The 18,743-nt window shown below is 64.8% G+C and carries 14 protein-coding genes; 3 read left to right on the forward strand and 11 right to left on the reverse strand.

Features of this window, described 5'->3' with window-relative positions; translation table 11 throughout:
- Positions 1-113: 113 nt before the first annotated feature.
- From WBR68_RS17655 to WBR68_RS17685, 7 genes are all read right to left on the reverse strand, one after another.
- Positions 114-1,658, reverse strand: a complete 1,545-nt coding sequence (locus tag WBR68_RS17655; protein WP_230694861.1) for an efflux transporter outer membrane subunit — start codon at positions 1,656-1,658, stop codon at positions 114-116.
- Positions 1,655-4,768, reverse strand: a complete 3,114-nt coding sequence (locus WBR68_RS17660) for a multidrug efflux RND transporter permease subunit (protein ID WP_230694862.1) — start codon at positions 4,766-4,768, stop codon at positions 1,655-1,657. The genes WBR68_RS17655 and WBR68_RS17660 overlap by 4 nt, the downstream gene beginning before the upstream one ends.
- Positions 4,765-7,863, reverse strand: a complete 3,099-nt coding sequence (locus WBR68_RS17665; protein ID WP_230694863.1) for an MdtB/MuxB family multidrug efflux RND transporter permease subunit — start codon at positions 7,861-7,863, stop codon at positions 4,765-4,767. The genes WBR68_RS17660 and WBR68_RS17665 overlap by 4 nt, the downstream gene beginning before the upstream one ends.
- 12 nt (positions 7,864-7,875) lie before the next feature.
- A complete protein-coding gene (locus tag WBR68_RS17670) occupies positions 7,876-9,150 on the reverse strand; it encodes an MdtA/MuxA family multidrug efflux RND transporter periplasmic adaptor subunit (protein WP_230694864.1) in 1,275 nt (424 codons plus the stop codon).
- 458 nt (positions 9,151-9,608) lie between these two features.
- Entirely contained in the window at positions 9,609-10,361 is a 753-nt protein-coding gene (gene zapD / locus WBR68_RS17675; RefSeq protein WP_050447032.1) for a cell division protein ZapD, read from the reverse strand.
- 69 nt (positions 10,362-10,430) lie between these two features.
- A complete protein-coding gene (gene coaE / locus WBR68_RS17680) occupies positions 10,431-11,048 on the reverse strand; it encodes a dephospho-CoA kinase (protein ID WP_050447031.1) in 618 nt (205 codons plus the stop codon).
- Positions 11,049-11,079: 31 nt separating this feature from the next.
- Positions 11,080-11,949 carry a prepilin peptidase gene (locus WBR68_RS17685; protein ID WP_370641243.1) on the reverse strand — a complete coding sequence of 290 codons (870 nt, stop codon included), beginning with the start codon at positions 11,947-11,949 and terminating at the stop codon, positions 11,080-11,082.
- 193 nt (positions 11,950-12,142) lie between these two features.
- Here WBR68_RS17685 and WBR68_RS17690 point away from each other — a divergent pair, with 193 nt between their 5' ends.
- Positions 12,143-12,898, forward strand: coding sequence for a copper resistance protein NlpE N-terminal domain-containing protein (locus WBR68_RS17690; protein WP_230694865.1), 756 nt, complete (start codon positions 12,143-12,145; stop codon positions 12,896-12,898).
- 134 nt (positions 12,899-13,032) lie between these two features.
- Here WBR68_RS17690 and WBR68_RS17695 read toward each other — a convergent pair whose 3' ends face one another.
- From WBR68_RS17695 to WBR68_RS17710, 4 genes are all read right to left on the reverse strand, one after another.
- Complete coding sequence (locus WBR68_RS17695) at positions 13,033-13,473, reverse strand: response regulator transcription factor (RefSeq protein WP_304505228.1); 441 nt, start codon at positions 13,471-13,473, stop codon at positions 13,033-13,035.
- 126 nt (positions 13,474-13,599) lie between these two features.
- Positions 13,600-14,454, reverse strand: a complete 855-nt coding sequence (gene panC, locus WBR68_RS17700; RefSeq protein ID WP_050447029.1) for a pantoate--beta-alanine ligase — start codon at positions 14,452-14,454, stop codon at positions 13,600-13,602.
- 36 nt (positions 14,455-14,490) lie between these two features.
- Entirely contained in the window at positions 14,491-15,381 is an 891-nt protein-coding gene (locus tag WBR68_RS17705; protein WP_050447028.1) for a segregation and condensation protein A, read from the reverse strand.
- 17 nt (positions 15,382-15,398) lie between these two features.
- A complete protein-coding gene (locus tag WBR68_RS17710) occupies positions 15,399-15,587 on the reverse strand; it encodes a DUF3460 family protein (protein WP_050447026.1) in 189 nt (62 codons plus the stop codon).
- A gap of 101 nt (positions 15,588-15,688) precedes the next feature.
- Between WBR68_RS17710 and WBR68_RS17715 the strand changes: the two genes are divergently transcribed.
- Together WBR68_RS17715 and glpK are read left to right on the forward strand one after the other, a co-directional pair.
- Positions 15,689-17,143, forward strand: coding sequence for a DHA2 family efflux MFS transporter permease subunit (locus tag WBR68_RS17715; RefSeq protein ID WP_230694866.1), 1,455 nt, complete (start codon positions 15,689-15,691; stop codon positions 17,141-17,143).
- Positions 17,130-18,650: a glycerol kinase GlpK gene (gene glpK / locus WBR68_RS17720; protein WP_127183361.1), complete on the forward strand. Its 1,521-nt coding sequence runs from the start codon at positions 17,130-17,132 to the stop codon at positions 18,648-18,650. The genes WBR68_RS17715 and glpK overlap by 14 nt, the downstream gene beginning before the upstream one ends.
- Positions 18,651-18,743: the final 93 nt, after the last annotated feature.

Here is an 18,743-nt window from a genome sequence, read left to right on the forward strand (position 1 = left end):
CATGCATGGCAAAAGTGACCGCATGGTCACTTTTTTCGCATTAAGAACCTGCGCCGAAAACTTGTCAACGGCAGCAAAGAGAATTAGGCGTAATCCCTAGCCCCAGGAATCCCCTAGGATCCTTGCGACATCTGGGGCGGTTGGGACACCTGCGGCTCCTGGGGCTGCTGGGTTGCTTGGGCTTCCGGGGCTGAAGAGGTTTCCTGGGAAGTCCCCTCCCAGCCGCCGCCCAGGGCCACGATCAGGTTCACGCTGGCCACCAGCCGCGTGCCCAACAGGCTTAGCGCATTGCGCTCGCTGTTCAGCGCGGTGGCGTCCACCACCGCCACGCTCAGGTAGTCCACCAGCCCGGCCTGGTACTGGTTCTGGATCAGGCGCAGCGATTCGCGCGCCGACTCCAGTGCGCGGCGCTGCACGATCTGTTCTTGTTCCATGACCCGTAGCTGGATCAGGTAGTCCTCGACTTCGCGCAGGCCCACCAACGCCGCCTGGCGGTACGCGGCCGCCTGCGAATCGTAGGAAGCGCGTGCCTGTTCAACTTGCGCGGCGCGGGCGCCCCCGTCGAAGATCGTCAGAGCCAGCGCCGGCCCCAGGGACCAGAAGCGCGCGGGCGCGGTCAGCAGGTCCGCGAACTGGCCGTTGCGAAAACCGCCATCGGCCGACAGGATCAACGACGGGAACCAGGCAGCCTGCGCCACGCCAATCTGCGCGTTGGCGGCTGCCGCGCGGCGCTCGGCCGCGGCGATGTCCGGGCGGCGCTCAAGCAGCTCGGACGGCAGACCCACCGGAATCTGCGGCAACTGCAAGGTGAAGACGCTGGGCGCCAGGCTGAAGTGCGACGGCGCCTGCCCCATCAGCACCGCAATGGCGTGCTCGTACTGGCCGCGCTGCCAGTCCAGGTCAATGGACTGCGCGCGCGTGCTTTCCACCTGCGTGCGCGCCACCGCCACATCGGCCTGCCCCGCCACCCCGACCTCGTAGCGGTTCTGCGTCAGCTTCAACGACCGTTCATACGCCGCCACCGTGGCATCCAACAAACGCTTCTGTTCGTCCAGCACGCGCAACTGGAAATAGGTTTGCACCAGCGCCGCCTGCGCGCTCAGGCGGGTGGCGCCCAGGTCCGCCAGGCTGGCAGCCGCGCTGGCCTCGGACGATTCGGTGCTGCGGCGCACGCGGCCCCACACGTCCACTTCCCAACTGACGCTGCCGGTCACGGAATACTGGTTGGACACGTTGCTGCCGTTGGTCGATGACGATGACCCGGTGCCAGCGCCCGCGCGTGACATGCCCGCGTTGGCGCCCACGGTGGGGTAGAAGCCGGCCCGCGCGGCGCGCACCAGGCCCAGCGCCTGGCGGTAATTGGCTTCGGCCTGGGCGATGGTCTGGTTCGACGTATTCAGCCGTTCCACCAAGGCATTGAGCGTGTCGTCCCCATACACCAGCCACCACTTGCCACGGTCCGCCTCGTCGCGCGGCTGCGCTGGCTTCCAGCCTTCCACCTGCTGCTGGCCCTGAGCTTCCTTGTAGGACGCGCCCACATCCAGTTCGGGGCGTTGATAATCAGGGCCGACCGCGCAGGCGCCCAGCAGCGCGCACAGCGCCAGCGTGGCGGCGCTGCGGGACAAACGGAAGGTGACAAGCGGCTTGGGTCGGATCATGTAGGTTCTATGGAAGCAGGGGCGTCTTTGCGCCGGCCGCGCCCGCGCGCGGCCCACAGGCGAAATCGGTCCAGGTAAAGATAAACCACGGGCGTGGTGTACAGCGTCAGGATCTGGCTGAGCACCAGGCCGCCCACGATGGTAATGCCCAGCGGCTGGCGCATCTCGACACCGGCGCCGGTGGCCAGCACCAGCGGAAGCGCGCCGAAGATGGCGGCCATGGTCGTCATCATGATCGGACGAAAGCGCGTCAGGCAGGCCTGGAAGATGGCCTCGCGCGGCGCCATGCCCTGCACCCGCTGGGCTTCCAGCGCAAAGTCCACCATCATGATCGCGTTCTTTTTCACGATGCCGATCAACAGGAATACGCCGATCAGCGCAATCAAGGTGAAGTCATGGCGCACCAGCAGCAGCGCCAGCAGCGCGCCCAACCCGGCCGATGGCAGCGTCGACAGGATCGTCAGCGGATGCACGAAGCTTTCGTACAGAATGCCCAGCACGATATACATGGTGACCAGCGCCGCCAGGATCAACCAGGGTTGTTGCGACAAGGTCTGCTGCAAGGCGGCCGCGGTGCCCTGGAAGCCCGCCTGGATCTGGTCCGACGGCAAGCCGATGCGCGCCACCGCCGCATCGATAGCGGCCGTGGCCTGCCCCAGCGACACGCCGGGCGCCAGGCTGAACGACACCGTGTCCGCCACGAACAGCCCCTGGTGTTGCACGCTGAGCGGCGCGTTGGAATTTTCCAGCCGGGCAAAGGCCAGCAGCGGCACGCGCGCCCCGGTCGACGTGATGACCTCCACCTGCTTGAGCGATTCAATGTCTTCGGCAAATTTCGGCTCAAGCGCCAGCACCACGTGATACTGGTTCAGCGGGCCGTACATGACCGACACCTGGCGCTGGCTGAAAGAATTGTTCAGCACGGTGGATATCGTGGACATGCTGACGCCCAGCCGGGTCGCGGCCTCGCGGTCGATCACCAGATCAATCTGGCGGCCCTTGTCCTCGACATCGGTATCCACGTCGGTAATCTCGGGAATCTTGGCCATGGCCTGCTGCACCTTGGGCATCCAGGTACGCAGCAATTGCAGGTCGCCGGACATCAGCGTGTAGTCGTAAGACCCCTGGCTTTGACGCCCGCCGATGCGGATGTCTTGTTGCGACACCAGGAACATGCGCGCCCCCGGCATGTTCTGCAGCTTGCCGCGCAGCCGGTTGATGACGTCGTCGGCCGACACCTTGCGTTCTTCCAGCGGTTTAAGCTGAATCTGCATGAAGCTGCTGTTGCTGCCCCCGCGCCCGCCCGCGTAACCCGTCATGCTTTGTACCGCCGGGTCCGCCAGCACCACCTTGCGCAGCGCATCCAGCTTGGGCACCGTGGCCTGGAACGACGTGCCCTGGTCCACCCGGAAAAAGCCCAGCAGCTGGCCCGTGTCCTGTTGCGGAAAAAATCCCTTGGGCACCGCCATGTACAGGTACACGTTCAGGCCCACGGCCACCGCCAGCGTCAACATCATCAGCCGGCCATGCGCCAAGGCCCAGCGCAAGCTGCGGCGGTAGCCGTCCAGCATGGCCTCGAAGCCGCGTTCGGACCAGCGCGCCAGTCGGCCGGGCGGCGGAGCTTCTTCAGGTTCGGGGCGTAACAGCCGCGCGCACATCATCGGGGTCAAGGTCAGCGACACCACCAGCGACACCATGATGGCGGCCGACAAAGTCACGGCGAATTCGCGGAACAGGCGACCCACCACGCCGCCCATCAGCAGGATGGGAATGAATACCGCCACCAGCGACAAGCTCATGGACAGCACGGTAAAGCCGACCTCGCGCGAGCCGCGCAGCGCCGCCCGCATCGGCGACATGCCGTTTTCCACGTGCCGCATGATGTTTTCCAGCACCACGATGGCGTCGTCCACCACGAAACCCGTGGCCACGATCAACGCCATCAGCGAAATGGTGTTCAGCGTGAACCCGCACATATACATGATGCAGAAGGTGCCGATCAGGGACACCGGCACCGCCACGCTGGGAATGATGGCCGCGCGCCAGCGGCGCAGGAACAACAGCACCACCAGCACCACCAGACCCACGGCGATGATCAGCGTCAGCTCGGCCTCGTGCAGCGACGCGCGGATGCTGGGCGTGCGGTCTTGCGCCACCGTCATGTTCACGTCCGCCGGCATCAGTGCCTGCAGCACGGGCAATTGCGCGCGCACGGCGTTGACGGCTTCAATGATGTTGGCATCCGCCTGGCGCCGCACGATCATCAGGATGGCCTTGCGGTCGTTGTAGAAGCCGGTCTGATACAGGTCTTCGACAGAGTCTTCCACCCTGGCCACGTCCGACACGCGCACCGGCGCGCCGTCTTTCCACGCAACGATCAGCGGCCGGTACTGCTCGGCGCGGCTGAGTTGGTCGCTGGCCATGATCTGCCAGTGGTAGCGGTCGTTTTCCAGCACGCCCTTGGGCCGGTTTGCATTGGCGTTGGCCAGCGTGGTTCGCAATTGGTCCAGCGACACGCCCTGGTTGGCCAGCGCGCCGGGCAGCACGGTCACGCGCACGGCCGGCAGCGAACTGCCGCCCACCGTGACTTCGCCCACCCCATCCACCTGCGCCAGCTTCTGCGCCACGATGGTGGAGGCAATGTCGTACAACTGCCCCTGGCTCAGCGTGTCGGACGTCAACGCCAAGGTCATGATGGGCGCGTCCGACGGGTTGGACTTGTGATACGTGGGGTTGCTGCGCAAGCTGGTTGGCAAGAGCGAACGCGCGGCGTTGATGGCGGCCTGCACGTCCCGCGCGGCGCCGTTGATGTCGCGCGACAGATCGAATTGCAGCGTGATGCGCGTGGAACCCTGCGAGCTGCGCGACGTCATCTCGGTCACGCCGGCAATGCTGCCCAATGATCGTTCCAGCGGCGTGGCCACGCTGGACGCCATGGTTTCGGGGCTGGCGCCGGGCAGGCTGGCCGACACCGAAATCGTGGGAATGTCCACCTGCGGCAGCGGCGCCACCGGCAGCAGGAAGAAGGCCAGCAAGCCCGCCATCACCACCGCCAGGCTAAGCAGCGTGGTCGCTACCGGCCGCATGATGAAAGGCGCCGACAGAATCATGACGCATCCCCGGCCGCCGGCTCGCGCACGCCACGCCAGCGGCGCGACAGTCGGTCGAACATCAGATAGATGACCGGCGTGGTGAACAGCGTGAGCACCTGGCTAAGCAGCAGGCCGCCCACCATGACCAGGCCCAGCGGCTGGCGCAGTTCCGCCCCCGTGCCGGTGGACAGCATCAGCGGCAGGGCGCCGAACAAGGCGGCCAGCGTCGTCATCAGAATGGGGCGAAAGCGCAGCAGCGCCGCTTCGTGGATGGCCGCGCGCGGGCTCAAGCCCCGCTTGCGCTCGGCGTCCAGCGCGAAGTCGATCATCATGATGGCGTTCTTTTTCACGATGCCGATCAAGAGGATGATGCCGATGATGCCGATCATGTCCAGCTCGGTGCCGCTGATCAGCAAGGCCAGCAAGGCGCCCACGCCGGCGGACGGCAAGGTCGACAGGATGGTGATGGGGTGGATGTAGCTTTCGTACAGCACGCCCAACACGATGTACATGGTGACCACGGCGGCCAGGATCAGCCACAGCGTGCTGGTCAGGGAATTCTGGAACGCCAGCGCCGCGCCCTGGAAACGGGTTTCAACGCTGGCGGGCATGCCGATCTCGGCCTCGGCGGCGGTGATGGCTTCAACCGCATTGGACAACGACGCCCCCGGCGCCAGGTTGAACGACACGGTCACCATCGGGAACTGGTCCAGCCGGTTCACGGCCAGCACGGTCTTGCCTTCGGAAATATGCGCCACCGACGACAAGGGCACCTGCGTTCCGGTCGAGGTTGGCACATGGATCTGACCCAGCGAAGATGGGTTCATCCTGAACTGCGGCTGCACTTCCAGCACCACGCGGTACTGGTTGGACTGCGTGAAAATCGTAGAGATCAGCCGCTGGCCGAAGGCGTCGTAAAGCGCCTCGTCGATGACGGCGGCGGTGATGCCCAAACGGGACGCCGCATCGCGGTCGATTTCAACCCAGGTTTGCAGGCCGTCGTCCTGCAGGTCATCGGTGACGTCTTTCAGGCCCGGCACCTGGCGCAGCCGCTCCACCAGCTTGGGCGTCCATTCGCTCAACACCTTCAGGTCGGGGTTGGACAGCGTCATCTGGTATTGCGTGCGGCTGACGCGGTCTTCAATCGTCAGGTCCTGCACGGGCTGCATGTAGACGGTCAGCCCGTCCTGCTTGCTCAGCGATTCCTGCAAGCGCGCCATGACGGTAGCCAGGTCGCCGTTGCGTTCGGCCTGCGGCTTCAGCGCAATCTGCATGCGCCCGGCGCTAAGCGTGGCGTTGCTGCCGTCGACCCCGATGAACGAGGACACGGCCTGCACGTCCGGGTCTTCCAGCACCAGGCGCGCCGCGGCCTGCTGGCGTTCGGCCATGGCGGGGAACGAGATGGATTGCGGGCCTTGCGTAATGGCCTGGATCAGGCCGGTGTCCTGCTGCGGGAAGAAGCCCTTGGGCACCATCAGGTACAGCACCACCGTCAGGGCGAACGTGCCCAGCGCCACCAGCAGGGTCAGCGTCTGATGCCGCAGCACCACTTGCAGCATGCGGTCGTAGCCGGCGATGACGCGGTCGATGAAGTTGCCGGTGGCCGTATGGAAACGCCCGTGCTTCTGTTCCGATTCGGCGCGCAGCAGGCGCGCGCACATCATCGGCGTCAGGGTCAATGACACCACCAGCGATATCAGGATGGATACCGCCAGCGTGATGGCGAATTCGCGGAACAAGCGGCCCACGACTTCCGTCATGAACAGCAGCGGAATCAGCACGGCGATCAGCGAGAAGGTCAGCGAGATCAGCGTGAAGCCGATCTGCGAGGCGCCCTTCAACGCGGCCTGCATCGGCGTTTCGCCTTCTTCAAGGTGGCGCGCAATGTTCTCGATCATGACGATGGCGTCGTCCACCACGAAGCCGGTGGCGATCGTCAGCGCCATCAAGGTCAGATTGTTGATGGAGAAGCCGGCCAGGTACATGATGCCGAACGTGCCCACCAGCGACAGTGGCACCACGACGCTGGGGATCAGCGTGGCGGTCAGGCTGCGCAGGAACACAAAGGTCACCATGACCACCAGCGCCACGGCCAGCAGCATTTCAAACTTCACGTCTTCGACGGAATCGCGAATGGTCTGCGTGCGGTCGGACACCACGGTCACGTCCAACGTGGCGGGCAAGGCGGCGCGCAACTGCGGCAACAGCGTCTGGATGCGGTCGACCACGTCGATCACGTTGGCGCCCGGCTGGCGCTGGATATTCAAGAGGATGGCGGGCTTGTCGCCCACCCATGCGGCCTGGCGGGTGTCTTCGGCGCCCTCGACCGCGCGCGCCACGTCGGACAGGCGCAGCGGCGCGTTGTTTTTGTAGGCGATGATCAGGTCGTTGTAGTCAGTGGGCGACTTCAGTTGATCGTTGGCGTTGATGGTGGTGGACCGCAGCGGCCCGTCCAGGTTGCCCTTGGGCTGGTTGACGTTGGCGCCCACGATGGCGGTGCGCAGATCCGACAGCGCCAAACCATTGGCGGCCAGCGCCTGCGGGTTGACCTGCACGCGCACGGCCGGACGCTGCCCGCCCGCCACGCTGACCAGGCCCACGCCCGGAATCTGCGACAGCTTTTGCGCGACCCGCGTGTCGACCAGGTCGCGCACCTGCGGCAAGGGCATGGTGGGCGACGTGATGGCCAGCGTCAGCACGGCGGCGTCGGCCGGGTTCACCTTGTTGTAGGTGGGCGGCACCGGCAGGTCGCTGGGCAGCAGGTTGGATGCCGCGTTGATGGCGGCCTGCACCTGCTGCTCGGCCACGTCCAGCGGCAGCGTCAGGTTGAACTGCATGGTGATGACCGAGGCGCCACCCGAACTGGTGGACGACATCTGGTTCAGGCCCGGCATCTGCCCAAACTGCCGTTCCAGCGGGGACGTGACCAGGGACGTCATCACGTCGGGGCTGGCCCCCGGGTACAGCGTCACCACCTGGATCGTCGGGTAGTCCACTTCGGGCAGCGCGGATACCGGCAAGAGCCGGTAGGCGATGAAGCCAGAGATAAGGATGGCCAGCATCGCCAGCGTGGTGGCCACGGGGCGAAGAATGAACAGACGCGACGGACTCACGATGGGCTCGGCTTATTTCGACGGCGGCGTGGTGCCGGCCGGCGCGCCCGCGCCCAGCGTCTTGTCGCGGGTGGCGGGAATGACTTCGGCACCGCCCACGATTTCCACCTTGGCGCCGGCGCGCAGGCGGTCGGTGCCTTCGGTTACGACGCGGTCGCCCGGCTTCAGCCCTTCGTTCACGGCCACCATGCCGTTGTTGATGGCGCCCAGCTTCACCGGGCGCACGACAATGGTGTTGTCTTGCTGCACCAGGAAGACAAAGGCGCCGGCCGAGCCTTGCTGCACGGCGGCGGTGGGAATGGCGGTGACGTCCTTGCGCGTCAGTACGTGCAGGCGCACATTGACGAACTGGTTGGGAAAGAGCGCGTCGTCGGCGTTGTCGAACTTGGCTTTCAGCTTCAAGGTACCGGTGGTGACGTCGATCTGGTTGTCCAGGGTTTCCAGCACGCCGGTGGCGATGCGGCGGGTGTCGGCGCGGTCATAGGCGTCAACCGGCAGGGTGCGGCCGGCGGCGAGTTCAGCGCGCACTTCAGGTAGCTGGGTTTCGGGCAGCGTGAAGACGACGGAGATCGGCTGCGTTTGCGTAATCACCACAAGCCCGTTGGTGTCTGAGCTGGACACGAGGTTGCCCCGGTCAACCTGGCGCAGGCCCAGCCGGCCGCTGATGGGCGCGGTGATGCGGGCATAGTCCAGTTGCAGCTTGGCGTTGTCCACGTTGGCCTGGTCGCTTTTGACGGTGCCTTCGTACTGGCGCACCAGCGCCGCCTGCGTATCCACCTGCTGCTTGGCAATGGAGTTTTGCTTGAACAGGGTCTGATAGCGTTGCAGGTCGCGGCGCGCGTTTTCAAGCTGGGCCAGGTTCTGCATCTGCGTGCCGCGCGCCTGATCCAGCGCCACCTGGAACGCTCGCGGATCCACCTGCGCCAGCAGGTCGCCCGCCTTCACGCGTTGGCCTTCCTGGAACGCCACGTCCACCAGTTCACCACTGACACGGCTACGCACGGTGACAGTGTTGTAAGCGGTGACGGTGCCAAGCGACTTCAGATAGATGTCGATGTCCTGCGTGGTGGCGGTGGCAATGCGCACCGGCACGGGCATGTTGGCCAAGGCGGCCATCGGCGGACGCGCCCCGCCCGGCCCCCGCGCCCCACCCGGCCCGGCCTGCTTGGCATCGGGGCGCAGCGCAAACCAGGCAACGCCCGCCGCCACTAGCAACAACACCGCCAGCCCGACAACGCGGCGGCGGCTCCAGCGGGAAGCTTGGGAAACAGGACGACTTTCGGACATGGAACGGTTCCGGGCACTAATGCGGAAAGCCGTATTGTCTACTAGTCAGTCCCGGTTTCGCGCACGGAGCGATCCAGTTGAAACTGGCCGCAACAAGAATCGGGTTTGAAGAGTGGGGGGGAGGCGGAGGGGGGCCGGGTTCTTGGCTTTGGACTGGCGCTGCACGCGGCCTACCTGACGGATGGCGCGATGTTGATCGTAGGATGGGTGGCGCGCGGGAGGCTATCTGCTAGAACATGATTGCGTATCGCGCGAAACCCATCACGCGGCGGCCGCGCTGTGGCTAGCCCTGCTTGGAGTTCAGCGTTGCTTGATGGGTTTCGCGCGATGCACGGTGGGGTTCTTGCCGCTGAGTTCCCGCGCTGTGGCCAGCCCTGCTTGGGGTTCAGCGTTGCTTGATGGGTTTCGCGCGATACACGGTGGGGTTCTTGCCGCTGAGTTCCCGCGCTGCACCCATCCTACGAGCTGCAGAGGGTCATTTGAAAAGCCACGTCGCGGGCGACCTGCTGGGGTTTGAATTCGCCGTCCTGGGTGGAAAAGCGTATCCAGATCATGTACTTATTGGCGCTGATCTCGGGAAACAGGCCTTGATCCTCGTCCACCCAGACACGCAGCAACTGGAATTGCTTGCCACCCAGCATCTGCTGATAAGCGCCCTGCTCGGCCACGATATCGGTCTTGCGGCCGGATTCGCGCAGCAATCGCAAGGCCAGCGTCAGCCCGTCATGCAACGCCAAAAAGGGAGACACCCAGGCCTGCAGGTCCGCGCAGCGGGCGGCTTCGGACTTGTTCTGCCAGGCAAAGTAAGAAGGCATGTCCACTTGCGTCGCGCTGCCCGGCACGGACAGGCGTCCACGCAGGCTGGTCAACCATTCGTTTTCGCGCAGGGATTGCCCGGTTTTGCCAGGAGCGGCCAAGGCGCTGCTGACTTTTTCCAGCTCGCGCAGCATGCCTTCCAACGCATCCTGCGCCACGCCGGGGTGATCGCGCAAACCCATCAGCGCCGTACGTTGGCGCTCAAGGTCTTGCAGCACGGCGCCTTTCACGTCGGTGCGTTCGCAGGCGTCGAGCAGATCAAACAGAGACGTGACGGCCACCTGATGTTGGCGAGAGTCCCCTGCCCGCGAAAAGAAAAACAACCTGTCCAACAGGTATTCCAATCGCAGGTAAGCGCGGATGCGCTCGTTGAAGGGATATTCGTAAACAATCACGCTTTTTTTCAGGCCCGTCAGTGGTCGGCCAGGCGGCCGAAAGGTTTAGAGTGCCGGCCAAGCTGGCGCTTACCGGCCCGTTGTCGCCGCCAGCGCAAGCCAGCGGTCATGCAAAATCCTGGCTTGCGCGCGCAACTGCTCTGGTGAGGTGGCGCCGTCGTTGGTGATGACGTCGTCCGCGATGTCCAGGCGAGTTTCTCGCGCAGCCTGTGCCGCCATAATACGCCTGATGGCTGGCTCCGTCAGCCCGCTGCGCGCCTGCACGCGGGCCACCTGCGTGTCAGGGTCGCAGTCCACCACACAGATGCGATCCACACGCCCGCGCCATCGCGCCAGTGACTCCACCAAAAGCGGCACCACGAAGACCAGATACGATCCGGCGGCAGCCGCGGCCTGGCGCCGCGTTTCTTCGGTGATGATGGGATGCAGCACCGCTTCCAGCCGCAGCCGCGTGTCCGGGTCCGAGAAGGCACGCTCGCGCATCCATTCTCGATTGAGCGCACCATCGGACGTCAGCGCCTGCGTACCGAATTCGGCTTCGATGGCGGGCATGGCGGCCCCACCGGCCGCCGTCAGCGCACGCGCGATCTCATCCGTGTCGACCAGGGTCGCGCCCCATTCCGCCAGCATGTCAGCCACGCGGGACTTGCCCGAACCGATACCGCCCGTCAGCCCAATCTTGAACATGATGCTTATCCTTTCTTGCCGGGCTTACGCCCTAGTGCATTAAGCGCCACAAGCCTTCGTCGCCACCCAGCAGCAGCATCACGATGCCCGCCAGGGCCAGGTAAGGCCCAAAGGGCAGTGGCTGCCCGCGGCTGGCGCGTCCGCTGAGCGTCAGCGCGCCGCCGATCACCACGCCCACCACCGATGCCGCCAACAACAACATCGGCAGTGACTCCGCGCCAAACCACGCGCCCAAGGCCGCCAGCAGTTTGAAGTCGCCATATCCCATGCCTTCGCGCCCGGTCAGCAAACGAAACAGATGGAAGATCAGCCACAGGAACACATAGCCGGCCACGGCCCCGATCACCGCCATGGGCAGCGTGGAGAACGTGCCGAACAGATTGACCAACAGGCCCGCCCATACCAACGGCTGCGTCAGCACATCCGGCAGCAGCGTGGTTTCAAAATCAATCCAGGCCAGGGCGATCAGCATGGCCGACAAGCCCATGGCGAACAAGGCCACGGGCGTTGCGCCGTAGCGCCACGCGCAGGCGGCAAACAAGGCGCAGGTCAGCAATTCAATCGCGGGATAGCGCCAAGCGATCACCGCGTGGCAAGCGGCGCAGCGCCCACGCAGCAGCAGCCAGCCCAGCACGGGCAGCCGACGCCATCCGCGTACCGGAGCTTGGCAGGCAGGGCATTGCGACGCGGGGCGGAACAGGCCATCAGGGCTATCGGGCCGCGCGCGGCCCACCGCATCCAGACATTGCGCCTGCCATTCGCGTTCCATCATGCGGGGCAGCCGGTAAGTCAGCACGGTCAGCCAGCCGCCGATGAACAGCCCGGCCAAGGCGGCCGCGCCGATAAACGCGCCCAAGGGAATATCAAAGGCCTGCCACACCATGCTCGACGTCATGCTCATGTTCTCGCCCGACGAACGCGCGCGCTCCATTCCGCGCCAAGCCTTGCGGCCGGATGGCAAAAAGCAAGGCGCCGGCCGTGTCGTTTATTGTGCATAAAGTGCGGGCTACACCCAAGAGTGGCTAAGGGAACGTATCGAATCTTCGCATAAGTGCGTAAAATCGGAGACAGACTCAATTCACGGATAAGCTGCCATGATCGCCCGCGTCGACATCGTTTCCCGATCCCGCAAACTCAGCGTCATGGGGCTGCTGCTAGCCGGAACCGCCCTTGGGGCGGCAGGTTGCGCCCAACAGAAAACCGAAGGCTATTACGACCCACCGGTGGAAAGCACGGTAACCGATGCCCAATACCAGGGTTCGGGTGCTGGCTACCGCAGCGTCATCCGCGCGCCGTCGCAGGTGCAAATCGCGCTCAAGCCCGATGCCCGCAAACCGCAGAACCAGGCCCCGCAAGCCTCGGCCGATGGGCCCACCACGGAAGACGGCCAGCCCGTGCCGGAAGGCGCCACCGATACCGGCGGCGCGTCCGCCCCGGCCCCCGCCCCCAATGCCGCGTCGCAAAGCCTGGTACCGCAGCCGCAAACCTATATGGGCACCCTGCCGTGTTTTTCGCCCGCCATGCAATGCACGGCGCAGCGCGTCACGCTGACGTTGGCCCCTAACGGCCGTTGGCGCGGCCGCACGGCCTACCTGGACGACGACCCCAAGAAGGGCCCTGCCGTTACCGAACAAGGCTGCTGGGACGCCACCGACGAACGCCCGCCGCGCGTCATCCTGATGGATGCCAACGGCAATGTGCGGGTTGAATTCCTGGTGGCCGCCAACAATGTGCTGCGCGTGCGTTCCATTGGCGGCAAAACGCCCAACCTGAACTACAACCTGACCCGCCAACCGGACCTGGACCCGATTGACGAGCTGGCCAAGGCCACGGCGCCCAAGTGCCCCTGATGCCATGAAGGCAGTGCAACGACGGGCCGGCTGAATCGGCCCTGTCCCACGACGCCACACCCATCGGGCCTGACGAACACCGCGTTCGCCGGGCCCGATTCTTTTGCGGCGCAACCTGGCGCTGCACGGAGGCATCATGGCTCGACTCCGGCGGAGTCAGGGTCAAGCCCAGGCGCAGGCTCAGCCTTGGGCCCCGGTTCGAAACCAGACCGGCCAGCACCGGGCGGGCTGCCGCCGTATTCCTGCGCAGGTTCATGCAACACGTGGCCAGACGCTGGCGCATGCGCGGTGGGCACCATCAACCCCGCGGGCAAATCGTCCTGTGCGGCTTCAAGAATGGGAGACGCGCCGGAACGCCCGTGCGCGCATAGGCGGCAAGCCAGTTGCATGGCGTTGCGCACATCAAGCTTGATGAAGATGCGGGCGCGATGGGCCTCTGCCGTGCGCAGCGAAATGCCCAGGTCGATGGCAATGACTTTATTCGGGCGGCCGGCCGCCACATAGTCAACGATTTGCCGTTCGCGGGGAGTCAACGCAGAAAGCGCCGTTTCAAGATCGGGACGGGAAACACGCATGGGGCGACTCGTTTTTGCAATGTAGGATTACAAGAAGTCTGCCCGGCCGCCCAAAACGGCGATAGCTGGCAATTCTGTCAGGGGTCAGGGCGCCGCATGAATACAGGCCCCGCCCCGCACGCAGGATCAGGCCTTGTAAGCCAGTTCCAGGTTGTCGATCAGACGGGTGGCGCCCAGCTTGGCGGCTGCCAGCACCACCAGGGGTTCGCCTGCCTGCAGGTCGGCGGCGTCAGGGCGGTTCAGGTCACGCTGACGGCGCAAGGCGATGTAATCCACCTTCCAGCCGCGCTGGCTCAGGTGGTTGGCGGCGTCGCGCTCCAGGGCCTGCGCATCGCGCGCCCCTTCGGCCAGACGCTGGCCGATGTTCTGCAGCGCGGCGTACAGCGCGGGCGCCTCGGCGCGCTCGCCCTCGGTCAGATAGCGGTTGCGCGACGACAGCGCCAGGCCGTCATCGGCCCGCACCGTTTCATGCGCCAGCACTTCCACCGGCAGTTGAAACTGGCGGCACATATTGCGCACCACCATCAGCTGTTGATAGTCCTTCTTGCCGAACACCGCCACGCGCGGCTGCACGCAGGAAAACAGCTTCAGCACCACCGTGCTGACACCTTCGAAAAAACCGGGGCGGAACTCGCCTTCCAGGATATCGCCCAGATCATTGGGCGGCTGCACACGGAAGTTCTGCGGTTCGGGGTACATCTCGCGCTCATTGGGCGCGAACAGCACGTAAACGTCGCGCGCCTGCTCCAGCTTTTCAATGTCGGCGGCCAGGGTGCGGGGATATTGGTCAAAGTCTTCGTTGGGCCCGAATTGCAGGCGGTTCACGAAAATACTGGCCACCACGGGGTCCCCGTGCTGACGCGCCAACTTCATCAACGACAGGTGGCCTTCGTGCAGATTGCCCATCGTGGGCACGAAAGACACCCGGTTTTGTCCGCGCAGGTGATCGCGCAATTCCTGGATGGTGTGTACGACTTTCAAGAGGACTCTCCGGGGTTGGGGGCAGCCCGGTCAGGATCAGGCCGCGACCGCCGCCACGCTGGTATAGGCCAGGCGGACATAGATGGGCGCGTAGGGCTCGGCCTGCGTAATCTCTAGCAAGGATTCGCGGGCCAGTTCCAGCATGGCGATGAAATGCACGACGACCACAGCCGCGGGCGCGCCTTCGCGGACGCGCTCCATGAAGAGGTCGCCGAATTCCATGAAGCGCACGTCGTTCAGGCGCCGCAGGATATGCGTCATGTGGTCGCGCACCGACAACTGTTCGCGCGTGATGTGATGGTGCTGGTTCAGCTTGGCCCGTTTCATGATGTCGGCCCAGGCCTGGCGCAGGTCGTCCACGCTGACCTCGGGCATCATGCGTTCAACGCTGAGGTCGGCCACGGCCTGGCTGCTGACGAAGTCGCGGCCCAATTGGGGCAGCTTGTCGAGCTTTTGCGCGGCCAGCTTCATCTGCTCGTATTCAAGCAGGCGGCGCACGAGTTCGGCGCGCGGGTCCTCGGGCTCTTCGCCGGTGTCGGTCTTCTTTACCGGCAGCAGCATGCGCGACTTGATTTCAATCAGCATGGCCGCCATCAGCAGATATTCGGCGGCCAGCTCCAGATTGGTGATGCGGATCTGGTCCACATAAGACAGGTACTGCCGCGTGACATCCGCCATCGGGATGTCCAGAACATTGAAGTTCTGCTTGCGGATCAGGTACAGCAGCAGGTCCAGCGGCCCTTCGAACGCCTCAAGAAACACTTCCAGCGCATCCGGCGGAATGTACAGATCCGTCGGCATCTGGAACAGCGGCTCGCCGTACAGGCGCGCAAACGCCACGCTGTCGACGGTGTCTGGCGTGCTGTCCACGGGCGGCGCCACTAGCTTGTCCAGCGCCTCGCCAGGGACTGAAGGGTTACGGGACATGTCTGCCGCAACGGGGATCAGTCTGCCGAATACACGTACGGTTTTTGCGGCACGCGGGCCGCGCGGAAGCCTTCAAGCAGTTCCGAATCTTGCGGTTTGTCCCAAAGACGGGCGCGGCCTTCACGCTGGCGTTCTTCGGTGCCAGGGTGCGACTGCTTGAAGTCTTTCAGGAAAAGGGTGATCTCGGATTCGTAGTTGGTCGCCATGACGCCAATTTCAGTAGGTTGCAGATCCGACGAGTTTACTTCACGCCGGGCAAAATCCCCGGCGTTACAATCGTCAGGCATCCAACGCCCCCCCTCCCCCCATGTCAGCCGAATCCGCAGCCGCAGCCAATCCCGCTCCGCCCTCAAACCCGGACGCGCTGCGCGCGGCACGCATGATTCCCTTCATCGTGGGCTGTGCGCTGTTCATGCAGATGCTGGACGCCACCGTCGTGGCCACCGCCCTGCCCGCCATGGCGCGGGCGCTGGGGTCCACGCCGGTGCGGCTGAACGTGGCGATTACGTCCTACCTGCTGGCGGTGGCCGTGTTCGTGCCGATCAGTGGCTGGGCGGCTGACCGCTACGGCGCCCGCCGGGTGTTCCTGGCAGCCATCGGGCTATTTACGCTCAGTTCGGTCGCCTGCGCCATTTCGCAGGACCTGCCTCAGTTGGTCATGGCACGGATCGTCCAGGGAATGGCGGGCGCAATGATGGTGCCGGTGGGGCGCATCATCCTGCTGCGCACGGTGCCCAAGCACGATTTGCTGAAGGCCATGTCGTTTTTGTCCATCCCGGCGCTGCTGGGCCCGGTGATCGGACCACCGCTGGGCGGCTTCATGGTCACGTACATGTCGTGGCACTGGATTTTCCTGATCAATATCCCTATTGGTGTGCTGGGTATTGCGCTGGTGCTGCGCTATGTGGAGGAAATCAAGGAAGAATCGGCACCGCGGCTGGACTGGCTGGGGTTTCTGCTTAGCGCGGTCTGCCTGGCGTCGCTGGTCAGCGGCTTTGAGGCCATCGGCCGCGATGTGATGCCCTTGCCCCTGTTGCTGGGGTTGATCGCGGTGGGCGCGGCGTGCGGGTTCCTTTACGCCTGGCACGCCAGGCGCATTGAACACCCCATCATCGACCTGTCGTTGATGCGCATTCCCACCTTCGCCATTTCCACGCTGGGCGGCAACCTGTGCCGCTTCTCCGTGGGCGCCACCCCGTTTTTGCTGGCCATGCTGTTGCAGGTGGGCTTTGGCCTGACGCCGTTCGCGGCCGGCATGATCACCTTTGCCAGTGCCGCTGGCGCGCTGCTGATGAAATTCGTAGCCACGCCCATCGTCCGGCACTTCGGCTTCCGCCGCGTGCTGACCGTGAACGCACTGCTTACCGGTATGTTCATCATGGTGTGCGCCACCTTCACGCCCGCAACGCCGGTGTGGTTGATGATCGCCATTCTGCTGGTCGGCGGCTTCTTCCGTTCGCTGCAATTCACCGGGGTAAATACGCTAACCTATGCCGACATACCCCCGTCCAGAATGAGCCACGCCAGCAGTTTCGCCGCCATGGCGCAACAACTGGGGATCACGTTGGGCGTCGGGGTGGCCGCGGTAACGCTGAACATCAGCATGACCCTGCGCGGCGCCGAGACGCTTGCGGTCCGCGACGTCATCGCGGGCTTTCTCGTCATCGGGCTGATGTGCATGGCCTCGGTCCTTTCCTTTAGACGCCTTGAGCCGCAGGCCGGGGCACACCTGAACGGCGGCAAACAAAGTGACGACGAATGAATTTGTTCTAGCCCTGGACCAGGGCACGACCAGCTCGCGGGCCATTGTGTTCGACCGCGCGGGCGTGGTGCGCGGCGTCGGCCAGCGTGAATTTCGCCAACACTATCCACGGCCAGGCTGGGTGGAACACGATGCCGGCGAGATCTGGCACAGCCAACTGGACGTGGCGCGCGAAGCGCTGCGCAACGCCGGCGCCACGGCGGCTGATGTCGCCGCCATCGGCATCACCAACCAACGCGAAACCACGCTGATCTGGGAACGCGCCACCGGTCGCCCGCTGGCCCGCGCCATCGTCTGGCAAGACCGCCGCACCGCGCCCATGTGCGACCAACTGCGCAACGACGGGCACGCCGACTTCCTGCAATCGCGCACGGGCCTGGTGTTGGACGCCTATTTCTCGGGCACCAAGCTGGCATGGCTGCTGGACCACGTACCGGGCGCGCGCAAGATGGCCGATCGCGGCGAGCTGGCTTTCGGCACGGTGGACACCTGGCTGATCTGGCAGTTGACCGGCGGCGCAGTGCACAGCACCGATTGCAGCAACGCGTCGCGCACGATGTTGTTCGATCTGCATACGCAGGATTGGAATGACGAGATCCTGGCGTTGTTGAACATCCCGCGCAGCGTGTTGCCGAGCATTGCGCCCAGCAGCGCGGTCGTGGGTGAAGCCCTGCCGGAATGGCTGGGCGGCTCGATCCCGATCGCGGGCGTGGCCGGCGACCAGCAAGCTGCCACCTTCGGCCAGGCCTGCTTCACCCCTGGCATGGCGAAGAACACCTACGGCACCGGCTGCTTCATGCTGATGAACGTGGGCGACAAGCCAGTGCAGTCCAAGAACCACCTGCTGTCGACGGTAGGCTGGGGCCTGCCGCAAGCCGGCGTAGACGGCTGGAAACCCACCTACATGCTGGAAGGCGGCGTGTTCGTGGCGGGCGCGGCGGTGCAATGGCTGCGTGATGGGCTGGGCATCATCCAGCGTTCGGAAGACATTGAGTCCCTGGCTGCCAGCGTATCGGATACCGACGACGTCTTCATGGTGCCGGCCTTCGCGGGGCTGGGCGCGCCGCACTGGGACCCTTATGCGCGCGGCACGCTGGTGGGCCTGACCCGCGGCACCACCCGCGCACACATTGCACGAGCCACGCTCGAATCCATCGCCTTGCAAAGCGCGGAGTTGCTGACCTGCATGAATGGCGACAGCGGCATCGCGCTGACCGAACTGCGAGTAGACGGCGGCGCCGCCCGCAACGACCTGCTGATGCAGATGCAGGCAGACCTTCTGGGTGTTCCGGTAGTGCGCCCGCGAGTACCAGAATCGACAGCCTTGGGCGCCGCCGGATTGGCCGGGCTGGCAGTAGGCTTCTGGGGCAGCCAGGAAGAATTCGCCTCCAAATGGCAAGCCGAACGCACCTTCGAACCCGCCTGGCCACAAGCCGTGCGCGAAGCCCGGATGAAACGGTGGCGGCAGGCGGTGGAATTATCGAAGGGGTGGAGCTCGGGGAAGTGATGGGTTACGTGCGATATGTATGGACCGGGGACATGGGTGACACATGTTCGGGGACATGGGTAACACATAGGTTTTTATCCTATTGGCGTGCTC

Origin of the sequence: Achromobacter sp. JD-1 (assembly GCF_038594925.1) — a bacterium.
GTDB lineage: Bacteria > Pseudomonadota > Gammaproteobacteria > Burkholderiales > Burkholderiaceae_B > Achromobacter > Achromobacter spanius_C.

Excerpts from the sequence above, each read along its gene's own strand:
- WBR68_RS17655 (WP_230694861.1), bottom strand. The coding sequence starts at position 1,658 with ATGATCCGACCCAAGCCGCTTGTCACCTTCCGTTTGTCCCGCAGCGCC.
- WBR68_RS17660 (WP_230694862.1), bottom strand. The coding sequence starts at position 4,768 with ATGATTCTGTCGGCGCCTTTCATCATGCGGCCGGTAGCGACCACGCTG.
- WBR68_RS17670 (WP_230694864.1), bottom strand. The coding sequence starts at position 9,150 with ATGTCCGAAAGTCGTCCTGTTTCCCAAGCTTCCCGCTGGAGCCGCCGC.
- coaE (WP_050447031.1), bottom strand. The coding sequence starts at position 11,048 with ATGTTCAAGATTGGGCTGACGGGCGGTATCGGTTCGGGCAAGTCCCGC.
- WBR68_RS17685 (WP_370641243.1), bottom strand. The coding sequence starts at position 11,949 with ATGAGCATGACGTCGAGCATGGTGTGGCAGGCCTTTGATATTCCCTTG.
- WBR68_RS17690 (WP_230694865.1), top strand. The coding sequence starts at position 12,143 with ATGATCGCCCGCGTCGACATCGTTTCCCGATCCCGCAAACTCAGCGTC.
- WBR68_RS17695 (WP_304505228.1), bottom strand. The coding sequence starts at position 13,473 with ATGCGTGTTTCCCGTCCCGATCTTGAAACGGCGCTTTCTGCGTTGACT.
- WBR68_RS17705 (WP_050447028.1), bottom strand. The coding sequence starts at position 15,381 with ATGTCCCGTAACCCTTCAGTCCCTGGCGAGGCGCTGGACAAGCTAGTG.
- WBR68_RS17710 (WP_050447026.1), bottom strand. The coding sequence starts at position 15,587 with ATGGCGACCAACTACGAATCCGAGATCACCCTTTTCCTGAAAGACTTC.
- WBR68_RS17715 (WP_230694866.1), top strand. The coding sequence starts at position 15,689 with ATGTCAGCCGAATCCGCAGCCGCAGCCAATCCCGCTCCGCCCTCAAAC.